The sequence below is a fragment of the Actinomadura roseirufa genome (genome assembly GCF_900659635.1).
Classification (GTDB): domain Bacteria; phylum Actinomycetota; class Actinomycetes; order Streptosporangiales; family Streptosporangiaceae; genus Spirillospora; species Spirillospora roseirufa.
In genome coordinates, this window is record NZ_CAACVB010000298.1 from 1 (window position 1) to 8,382 (window position 8,382).

Consider the following 8,382-nt stretch of genomic DNA (forward strand, 5'->3'; position numbering starts at 1 on the left):
AACCACAACAACGACCAGTAACAGACAGCAACGACCAACAACATCAAGGGGTCAACTTTCACACGTCCCCAGGGGGTCAGAATTCAGCCGCCGTTGACAGCGCGGGCGTGGAGCCAGCGCGTGTTGTCCAGCAGATAGCCCTGGCCGGCAGTGAGCCGGAGGCGAAGTTGGTGTGCAGTCGCCGCGGCCTGCAACTCGGGCAGATACGGCTGGGTCAGGGGGCTCCAGCGCGCCAGTCCGTCCAGCCGCAACCGCATCGCCAAGCGCCCACCCGGGCAGGCGGTGAAGACCTGGGTGGGGTGGCCGGCGCCGTCGCCCGCGCCGAAGAACGCAGTACGTGGTTGCGACAGCGCGTGTGCGGCTTTCGGGTGGCCGGTGAACAAGTCGGTGTGAACCGACCGACCATCGGTGAGCAGGCATTCGCCGCCCGACTCGGCGGGGCGGCCGCAGACCAGCAGCATCAACCGCGGCGGTGCCGGTGTCCCGGCACGCTCGGTGTGCGGAGCCAGCTCGGCGCCGGTGAACCCGGCAAAGCCTGGGCGTTGAGCGTGCTGCCCGGTATTGCGGAGCGTGGTCAGGCCATCGGTGTCGCTGTCACGGTGAGGGGTGACGGTCATGATGCGCGAGGCCAGATCCAAGACAGCGGCGCGGGAGCTCAGCCCGTCCAAGACGACCAGACCGGTCTGCTGCAGCCGCTGCGCGATGACCTGCGGTGTATCCGGGCCGACGCGATGGGGAGTGAGCAAGACTCCGGCATCAGGGTGAGCGTGGCGCATCGCCGGGCTCCTTCGGTTGATGGCTGAACTCACTGTTCACGGGTTGCGGGCGGGCGGTAAAGCGACAGATTGTCGACTCGGGTATCCCCGGCTCTTCGCTCGGTGCCGAGAAGGACGTGCTAGGTTCCGCATCGTCACACCCGCCCCGGTCGCGCAACATCCGGCCGCACGGGCCCATCCGCGCCCTGGTCGCCGACTGTGAGGACTGCCATGGTGAACAAGCCCCCGGCTTGGCCGGTATCCGTCAAAGGCGTCGCAGTCGCCGGCGGTCGCGTGGCGTTGCTGAAGAACGAACGCGATGAATGGGAACTGCCCGGGGGCCGTTTGGAGTCTGGCGATGCCAGCCCCGAGGCCGCTGTGGAACGAGAGATCGAGGAAGAGACCGGCTGGAGCGTCAAGGCGGGTCCGCTCCTGGATGTGTGGATCTATCAGCCGCTGCCGGAGACATTGCCGGAGCGGCGTGTCCTCATCGTCACCTACGGCTGCACCGTCCTGACCCCCGACACCGACCCCGTGGTGAGCCACGAGCATCAGCAGCTCGACCTGTTCACCGCCGGTGAGGTTCACAGCCTGCGCATGCCGGAGGGCTACAAGCAGTCGATCGCGGCGTGGTTCGACCGGAGTTGACGGTGGCCGGCCGCGCACAGTCCCCTTCAGGAGCCGTGCCGGTTCCAGGTCCGGCGCCACGGTACGCCACCTGGCGCTGGGCCACCCCGCAGGCTCAACTTATTCTCGCCACCGGTGATTTGGGGAGGATCCTGCGCTTTCACCGCGACGTCCACGGCCTCAACCAGACCGCGCTCGGGCAGATACTCGGCTACGACAAGACGTATGTGTCAGCGCTGGAGCTCGGCAAACGGACCCTGGACGACCTCGGCTCGCGACGCCGGATCGCTGACCTCCTGCGTCTGCCACCCCACGTGCTGGGCATCACCGACCCCGCCGACACCGACCACCGGGCCATGCTCCAATTCGGTGAGTCTGCTGTTCGCCTCGCCGAGCTCGCCCGTCAGTCCGGCCACGCATCCGAGGCCGTCGCTGAACTGTGGCCGCTGGTCGCTCGGCTGGAATCGCGGGTGGAGGCCGGGCACGCCGAGCGGGAGGTGCTGCATCTGCTGGCCAGCGCCCGTGTGGGGCTCGGTGTCGCACTCGGCAATGTGCTGCCCGAAGAACGCTTGAGCACCGCCGCGCACTGGACCGCCAAGAGCCTGTACGTCGCACAGTACTTCCGGGACCCGGGGTTCTGCTCCGAAGTCCTGCGCCTGCACGGCAATGAACTGCGCAAGGTCGGACTCCACGGTGCTGCTGTCCATCGCCTCCAGCACGCCGTCACCCTGGCCCCAACCTCCGACGCCCGCGCCGCCGCCCTACCGCTGCTCGCCCGCGCGGCCGGCGCACTCGGTGACGCAGACCTGTTCGATAGCGTGATGCGGCAGGCCGACGAGCTGCTGGACCGGGTGGACCACACCTCGCTGTTCAACCCGTACGCCCTGCACGAAATCCGGCTGCGGGGCCTGATTGCCACTGGCCGCGCGGACACTGCCGCCGGTCTGGTGGACAACCTGCCGTCCCCCACCACGACCGTCGCACCACAATGGCGAGTCATCGAGCAGATCACCGTGGCTCGTGTACGTCTGAGGGTAGGCGACCGTAACGGTGCCCACGAATACTTGGACAGCGCCGTCCGCGAAGCGGCAAGCCAACGGCTCCCGCATCAACTCCAGCGCATCATGCGAGCCACCAACAGGCTTCTACCCGACATCAACGCAAACGCTGCGCTGGCCCTCGGCCAACTCCGCCAAGAGATGGCAGCCTAAAAGGGGCACCGGCTGCTCGCAAGGTTCCTGAGGCCGCTCCGGCTAAGGGGCGGTGGACAGGCCCAGCGTTCGGCCGATCTCCTCGGCCGCCTGTTCGGCGGTGGTGCCGAGGAGGGTTCCGTGGCCGGGGTCGCCGTACCAGGCGTATTCGGCCGCGCTTTGGTTCCAGATGACGTTCCGGGTGCCCTGGCCGGCGCTCAGGAGGTAAAGGATCCTCGCTCCCTTGAGGCGGCGCGGGGTGATGTCGGAGAAGCGCCGTGTGAGCAGCGTGGCCAGTTCGTCGAGGCGTTCGTAGGCGTCGCTCATGCCGTAGCCGCCAATTCGGCCGCGTCGTGCCAGGGCTCGGCGACGTGGGCCGGGGCGAACACCTCGCGGGTGTCGCTGTGGGGCGCCGGGCACTTCCACGAGCTGTAGCCCTGGTCGAGGAGGGTGCCGCGGATGTCGTGGGTCTGGGTGTTGGTCAGGAAGCAGACTCCGTTGCCGTCCTCGGCGTAGAGGGCGTCCGCGCGGTCAAAGCTGGGGGCGATGTCAGGGGTGGCGGGGTCCGAGGTCGGGACCATCAGAGAACTCCTGGGGTCTGGGTGTGGGGTGTGGGTTCGGCTGGGTGGGTCACAGGGTGATCTCGGCGATCACTGCGGCGTGGTCGGACAGGTCCGGCCGGGTGATCACGGTGTGGTCGGTGATGTGGGCGCCGGGCAGGTTGTGATGGATCCGGTCGCATCGGTAGCCATTGCGGCCGTTGAGGCCGACGGTGAGGGTCAGGTCCTGGGCTGCGGCGCCGGCATCGGTGAACCCGGCAACGGCGATGATGCGGGCCGGCCGGTCGTCGAGCTTGTGTTCCTTGTCGGGGCCGAACTCGCTGGGGTCCGCTGGGTCGCTGACGGCGGCGGCGTTGAAGTCACCGGCCACGATCATCGGGGCCTTGGCCAGCAGCGCGAATGCTTCGGCTTCCTGGAGGCGGGTGTGGGGCATGCTCGGGGCCAGGTGGGTGACGGCGATGTCGAGTCGCCCGCGGCCCGGCACGTGGGTCTCTACGCGGCCCAGCCCGTGGAACCAGGGTTTGACGTGGCCGATTTCGTGGCGTTCTTCTACGACCTGGAGTTGGTCCTCGCGGATCAGGATCGCCATGTCGCATCGGTAGTAGTTGGAGGGGATCCGCCGCCGGAAGGTCATCGACATCTGATGGGCGATCGCATGGAGCCGGCGGTCTCCGTGATCGGCCCACCGGGCCTCGCCCAGCAGGGCCACGTCCAGCCTTTCGGCGGCCAGCAGGTTAACCATTCGCCGCAGGCGGCCGTCGTCGCCGTGGTCGACTCCGCCCTCGCGGAGGTTCCAATAGCCGATGCGCAGGCGCGGGCCGCTCGCGGGATGAGTCTGGGGTCGGGGCTGGGAGGAGGTCATGAAGGTTGTCCTGTCAGGAGCAGGGGCGGCAGGTGGGCGATGTCGCCGATGCAGGCCACGGCGGGAGGTAGCGGGTCTGGGAGCTGAGGCGGGGCGCCGATCAAGACGGCGCGCATGCCCAGGTTCAGCGCCGGGGCCACATCCTTCAGCCAGCTGTTGCCGCACATCAGCGTGTCTTCAGCCGTGACGCCGAGTGCGTCGAGCACGGCTTGAAAGGCCCGCCGGTCCGGTTTTCTTCGGCCGCTTTCGTGGGAGAGGAACACGCGGTCGCCGAAGGCGTCGTGAACGCCTGCGGCCCTCAGCGCGCGTCGGCGGTCCTGCCCGTGATGGGTGTTGGAGAGCAGGGCCAGCGTCACCTTCATCTGGCAGAGCGCGACGATGGCCTTCCGGGCCGGTGTGCTGACCGGCCGCATACTCAACTCGGGATCGATGGGGCCGGTCGGGTCGGTGAGGGTGCCGCTGTAGTCCAGCAGCACAACGGCGGGGGTGTGGGTGTTCGGGTGGGAGGGCGGCTGGGCGGTCATGGGGCCTCACCGTGTCGGTTGTGGTGGTGAGCGCGGTGCGGGTGCCTTAGCGGATTGCCGATGACGGCGAAGAGACGCAGGCCGGGCCGGTTGCGGATGAGTCGCGTCCCGCCTTCCTTCGGGGGTTGACGAGCTCGATCGAGGGAGTGGTGTGGTCGGCCCCGGAAGGGCAGCCAACGCCGGGAGACGGGCGGGCTCGCCTGGCGGGCCTCGGCACTGGCGTTTGGGGACCAGGCCAGGCCCACGCTGATGCGCAGATGGTCGGTCGGGTGTTCGGGCTGTAGGGGCGGGTACACGCGAAAGTCGGTGATGGCCTCGAGCCAGGGGCGGTTGACCAGGGCCCGGTCGATCGCGCGGGGAGCACGGCCGGAGGCGATGGGCATCTGGGTAGGGGTGGCGACGCCCATCTGCTCGGCGACGTCGTAGAAGCCGACGCCGCCGATGCGGCGGCCGGGGATGGTGCGCAGCCAGGCGCGCCGCCAGTCGCGGCGGGCCGGTCGCCACCATCCGCACAGCACATCCAGCGCCCGGGTGTCGGCGGTGTAGGGGCCTTCCTGGGCGGGTCCGTGCCGCCAGAGGATCTTGTGGAGCATCCGTTCGGGGCGTTGGAGGTGAAGGGGGTCGTTGAACTCCCCGGTCTCCCACATCGGCCCGGAGGGGGTGCAGTTGCAGTCACCGATGAAGATGCACGGGATGGCCGGGTCGGCGAGCCGGGCGTAGGTCTTGAAATCGGCCAGGCGCGCGTCGCCGTCGTGGATGTCGCCGTGCCCGATCAGCACGTGGAACGGCTGCGGGTGGCCGGGGAGGGTGGCGCGCAGCAGGTTGCGGGTGCGGGCCGAGGAACCCGGCCGTTCCATCTCCCCACCCCAGAACTGGATCTGCACGGTAGTGGGGTCGACCAGCAGCGCCGGTCCGAACGGGCCGCCTTCTCGCGGCAGGGATCCGGGCAGCGGGATGTAGGGCGGCCCTCCGGCCTCGCGCAGCGCCGCGGCCGCGGCGAATCCGGCGGCGCAGCCGTCGTAGTTCCATTGATCGGCCTCGCCGACGCCCAGGATGTCCGGCCACGGTCCCGGTTTCATGATCGCGGCCAGGCCGGTGAAGTCAGGTGCGCTGCCCCCGCCGAAGTAGCCTGCGCCGAGGCGGCCGCTGTGGGCGTAGTTGATGTAGTCGACCCGCAGCCGGTGCGGCGGAGCGTCGGAGCCTGCGTCAGCGCCGTCGGCACCATGAGCGCCGTTCGCGCCGTTCGTGGTCACCATCGAGTCCCGTCCATCCGGTGCCGGCGTTGTGGAGGGTCGGTGATGCGGGCGACCCCGCACCACAGGCCGGCGCCCAGCGTTCCGGCCGGGGCCGCCTCGGGCTCGGGCCGCCACAGGGGCGCCGGGACGATTCCCGGCCCGACCATGTCCAGGCCGCTGAGGAATCCGGCGATCTCTTTCCTGGTCCGCAGCGTCGGGGTGACGCTGGTGTACTCGGCGATCAGGGCGCGTAGATCACCCTTGGCGTACGGGTCGGAGTCGGCGGTCAGGTGGGCGATCGCCAGGTGGCTGCCGGGGGCGGTGTCGTGGGCGGCGGCCAACGCGCGGGCGGCCTCGCCGTCATTGAGCAGGTCCAGGGAGGTCACCATCAGCACACCGACGGGCCGGTTCAGGTCGAGCTGGTCGGCGGCGCTGGAGAACATGCGGTCGGGGGCCTGTACCCCGTCCACGACGTATCCGCACCGGGGCCCGCCGCGCTCTGCGTCGGTTTCGGCCGCGGCCTGGCAGTGTCCGAGTACGACGCGGTCGCTGGCGGCGTACACGACGCGGGCTCGTGGGTTGAGGTGGTGGGCCAGGTCGTGGACCTCGGGGGCGGTGGCGGGGACGGGCAGGTCCGCGTCGGCGACCAGGAGCTGGTCGATCCCGCACTGGTCGATCAGGAACCGGGTCGCGCGGGTCCGGAACGCCAGCCGCTGCGCGGCGAGCTCCACCACCGGCAGCCGGTCGGCCAGCAGGTGGCCGAGCCACCGGTCGGGTTCAGAGTGCTCGTCGCCGCCCGCCCACAGGTTCCACAACCGCGCCCAGTTCGGATAGCGGTTCCACCAGCTGTCCTTGTCCTCCTCGGCGGCGGCCCAGTCGTAGCCGGTCACCGTCCACCACCCTGGTCCCCGTGAGTGTTGAGGCACCGGGCGAGAGAGGTGTTCAGGACGTGTTTCGCGGTGGGGCGGGTGTAGTCCCAGCCGTCGCGGTCCCATCCGGGCGGGGTGACCCCGGGCCGGGTGAGGGCGGCGAGGTGGCGGAGGTCGTTGCGGGTCAGGTCCCCGACACCCGGCTGTTCAGCGGGAATGCGGCCGTCGGGGAACTGCTCGTGGACGAGGTCCCAGACCTGGTCACTGAAATGTGCGGCGGACATGTAAGCGGCGCTCCACCGCAGGTGGGCGGCCTGCAACCGCAACGCGAACCCGGCCCCGTCCTCACCGCCGCCGCTCTGGTCGCCGCCGGCGCGGTCGACGTGGTCGGCCAGCTCCAGCACCCACGTCGACCATTGGCGGATCATCGCGGTGCTGAGGCCCCCGGTGCTGCAGATCCGGTGCCTGTTCCCGCCGGTGAAGGAGTCGGGGTGCCCTACCCAGAACGCGACCACAGCGCAGTGGCCTGCTTCCATAAGCATGATCTCGTCCGCCGGAGCGGTGCAAGGGGTGCGGGTGGCTGCTGCGTAGGCCCACATGGTCGACGGGGTGCGGGCCGCGCGGGCGAGGAGATTCCGGATACGCCCGTGGTCGTTGTCGTCGGGGAGAAGATCGGCCTGTCTGCTGGTCATGGTCGTCCCCTCTGGGAGTGTGAATCGTGAAGGTGGTCAGAGGGCCGGCGTGGCGCGGGCGCACGGGCGCCGTAGGTCTTGCGGGCCACGCCGCCCAGGAACAGGCCCGCCGCCGACCGGTCGGGGGCCGGCTCGTCTGGCCGCCAGTCCGGCAGATCGGCCAGCCCCGGCGTGACCATTTCCCAGTCGCCGAACAGCCCGGCGATCTGATCGGGCGTGCGGAGGAACCCCACGTTCATGTGCCGCTGGTAAGCGGCCGCCACCGCGGCGAAGTCGGGACGCTGCACGCCGTGGGAGATCACGACGTGGCTTCCCGGTGCCAGCGCCTGCTGGAATGCCACCACTGTGTCCGCTGCGGCGGGGTCGGGTAGGAAGTGCAAGATCGCCACGAACAGCACCGCGACCGGCTGGGTGAAGTCCAGGCCCAAGCGGGTGGCCTCGTGCAGGATCGTGGTGGCGCGGCGGGCGTCGGCGTCGATGTAGCCGGTGAATCCCTCGGGCGTGGAGGTCAGCAACGCCCGTGCGTGCGCCAGCACGGCGGAATCGTTGTCGACGTAGACGATCCGCGCATCCGGTGCGATGCGCTGAGCCACCTGGTGGACGTTGTCGGCGGTCGGCAGGCCGGTCCCGATGTCCAGGAACTGCCGGATCCCGGCCTCCTCGGCCAGGCACCGCACCACCCGTCCCAGGAACGCACGATTGTCGCGCACCAGCCGCTCCAGGTTCGAGTTCGCGGGGGCCAGCTCATCGCGGACGAACGCTCTATCGGCCTCGAAGTTGTCCTTGCCGCCGAGTAGGAGGTCATAGACCCTCGCTACGCTGGGACGGTCGACGTCGATCTCCACCGACGCTGGAAGCCTCTCGGGCGGGCCGGTCACAACGCCGTCCTCTCCCGGGCAGTGATCAGCTCCAGCTTCTGGACCAGGTCCGCGGGGGCGTGTTAGCGTCCACGGAAGTGGTGTATGGGGTCTGTGTGACCTTCTGCCGGGTTTTGGCCTGTGTGGGCGTGTCACCGTGACATGAGGACGGCCACCTCGTGATCCTTCGAGTCGACCAAGAGCACGAAGG

General features: G+C 69.5%; 11 protein-coding genes. 2 read left to right on the forward strand and 9 right to left on the reverse strand.

Going from position 1 to position 8,382, the window contains the following annotated elements; genetic code table 11:
- Positions 1 to 83: 83 nt before the first annotated feature.
- Positions 84 to 776 carry a TauD/TfdA family dioxygenase gene (locus E1291_RS35615; protein WP_131742460.1) on the reverse strand — a complete coding sequence of 231 codons (693 nt, stop codon included), beginning with the start codon at positions 774 to 776 and terminating at the stop codon, positions 84 to 86.
- 210 nt (positions 777 to 986) lie between these two features.
- On the opposite strand from E1291_RS35615, the gene E1291_RS35620 reads away from it, so the two are divergent.
- Complete coding sequence (locus E1291_RS35620) at positions 987 to 1,403, forward strand: NUDIX hydrolase (RefSeq protein WP_131742461.1); 417 nt, start codon at positions 987 to 989, stop codon at positions 1,401 to 1,403.
- Between the two features lie 119 nt (positions 1,404 to 1,522).
- Positions 1,523 to 2,593 (forward strand): helix-turn-helix domain-containing protein, encoded by a 1,071-nt coding sequence (locus E1291_RS35625; RefSeq protein ID WP_207401114.1) that lies wholly within the window; start codon positions 1,523 to 1,525, stop codon positions 2,591 to 2,593.
- A 42-nt stretch (positions 2,594 to 2,635) separates the two neighbouring features.
- Here the strand turns inward: E1291_RS35625 and E1291_RS35630 are convergent, their stop codons facing one another.
- Genes E1291_RS35630 through E1291_RS35665 form a run of 8 tightly spaced genes read right to left on the reverse strand, consistent with a single transcriptional unit; the run spans position 2,636 to position 8,192 of the window.
- On the reverse strand, positions 2,636 to 2,899 hold the full coding sequence (locus tag E1291_RS35630) for a hypothetical protein (RefSeq protein ID WP_131742462.1): 264 nt from the start codon (positions 2,897 to 2,899) through the stop codon (positions 2,636 to 2,638).
- Positions 2,896 to 3,153, reverse strand: a complete 258-nt coding sequence (locus tag E1291_RS35635) for a hypothetical protein (RefSeq protein WP_131742463.1) — start codon at positions 3,151 to 3,153, stop codon at positions 2,896 to 2,898. Before E1291_RS35635 ends, E1291_RS35630 begins: the two co-directional genes overlap by 4 nt.
- 49 nt (positions 3,154 to 3,202) lie before the next feature.
- The gene (locus tag E1291_RS35640) at positions 3,203 to 3,994 is read right to left on the reverse strand and encodes an endonuclease/exonuclease/phosphatase family protein (RefSeq protein WP_131742464.1); all 792 of its coding nucleotides are present in this window, start codon (positions 3,992 to 3,994) and stop codon (positions 3,203 to 3,205) included.
- Entirely contained in the window at positions 3,991 to 4,518 is a 528-nt protein-coding gene (locus E1291_RS35645; RefSeq protein WP_131742465.1) for an HAD family hydrolase, read from the reverse strand. Before E1291_RS35645 ends, E1291_RS35640 begins: the two co-directional genes overlap by 4 nt.
- The gene (locus E1291_RS35650) at positions 4,515 to 5,774 is read right to left on the reverse strand and encodes an endonuclease/exonuclease/phosphatase family protein (RefSeq protein ID WP_131742466.1); all 1,260 of its coding nucleotides are present in this window, start codon (positions 5,772 to 5,774) and stop codon (positions 4,515 to 4,517) included. Before E1291_RS35650 ends, E1291_RS35645 begins: the two co-directional genes overlap by 4 nt.
- Positions 5,768 to 6,643, reverse strand: a complete 876-nt coding sequence (locus E1291_RS35655) for an SAM-dependent methyltransferase (RefSeq protein WP_165495459.1) — start codon at positions 6,641 to 6,643, stop codon at positions 5,768 to 5,770. The genes E1291_RS35650 and E1291_RS35655 overlap by 7 nt, the downstream gene beginning before the upstream one ends.
- Positions 6,640 to 7,314, reverse strand: a complete 675-nt coding sequence (locus E1291_RS35660) for a hypothetical protein (RefSeq protein ID WP_131742468.1) — start codon at positions 7,312 to 7,314, stop codon at positions 6,640 to 6,642. Before E1291_RS35660 ends, E1291_RS35655 begins: the two co-directional genes overlap by 4 nt.
- Positions 7,311 to 8,192 carry an SAM-dependent methyltransferase gene (locus tag E1291_RS35665; protein WP_165495460.1) on the reverse strand — a complete coding sequence of 294 codons (882 nt, stop codon included), beginning with the start codon at positions 8,190 to 8,192 and terminating at the stop codon, positions 7,311 to 7,313. The genes E1291_RS35660 and E1291_RS35665 overlap by 4 nt, the downstream gene beginning before the upstream one ends.
- Between the last annotated feature and the right edge of the window lie 190 nt (positions 8,193 to 8,382).

Excerpts from the sequence above, each read along its gene's own strand:
- E1291_RS35645 (WP_131742465.1), bottom strand. The coding sequence starts at position 4,518 with ATGACCGCCCAGCCGCCCTCCCACCCGAACACCCACACCCCCGCCGTT.
- E1291_RS35615 (WP_131742460.1), bottom strand. The coding sequence starts at position 776 with ATGCGCCACGCTCACCCTGATGCCGGAGTCTTGCTCACTCCCCATCGC.
- E1291_RS35620 (WP_131742461.1), top strand. The coding sequence starts at position 987 with ATGGTGAACAAGCCCCCGGCTTGGCCGGTATCCGTCAAAGGCGTCGCA.
- E1291_RS35660 (WP_131742468.1), bottom strand. The coding sequence starts at position 7,314 with ATGACCAGCAGACAGGCCGATCTTCTCCCCGACGACAACGACCACGGG.
- E1291_RS35650 (WP_131742466.1), bottom strand. The coding sequence starts at position 5,774 with ATGGTGACCACGAACGGCGCGAACGGCGCTCATGGTGCCGACGGCGCT.
- E1291_RS35635 (WP_131742463.1), bottom strand. The coding sequence starts at position 3,153 with ATGGTCCCGACCTCGGACCCCGCCACCCCTGACATCGCCCCCAGCTTT.
- E1291_RS35630 (WP_131742462.1), bottom strand. The coding sequence starts at position 2,899 with ATGAGCGACGCCTACGAACGCCTCGACGAACTGGCCACGCTGCTCACA.
- E1291_RS35640 (WP_131742464.1), bottom strand. The coding sequence starts at position 3,994 with ATGACCTCCTCCCAGCCCCGACCCCAGACTCATCCCGCGAGCGGCCCG.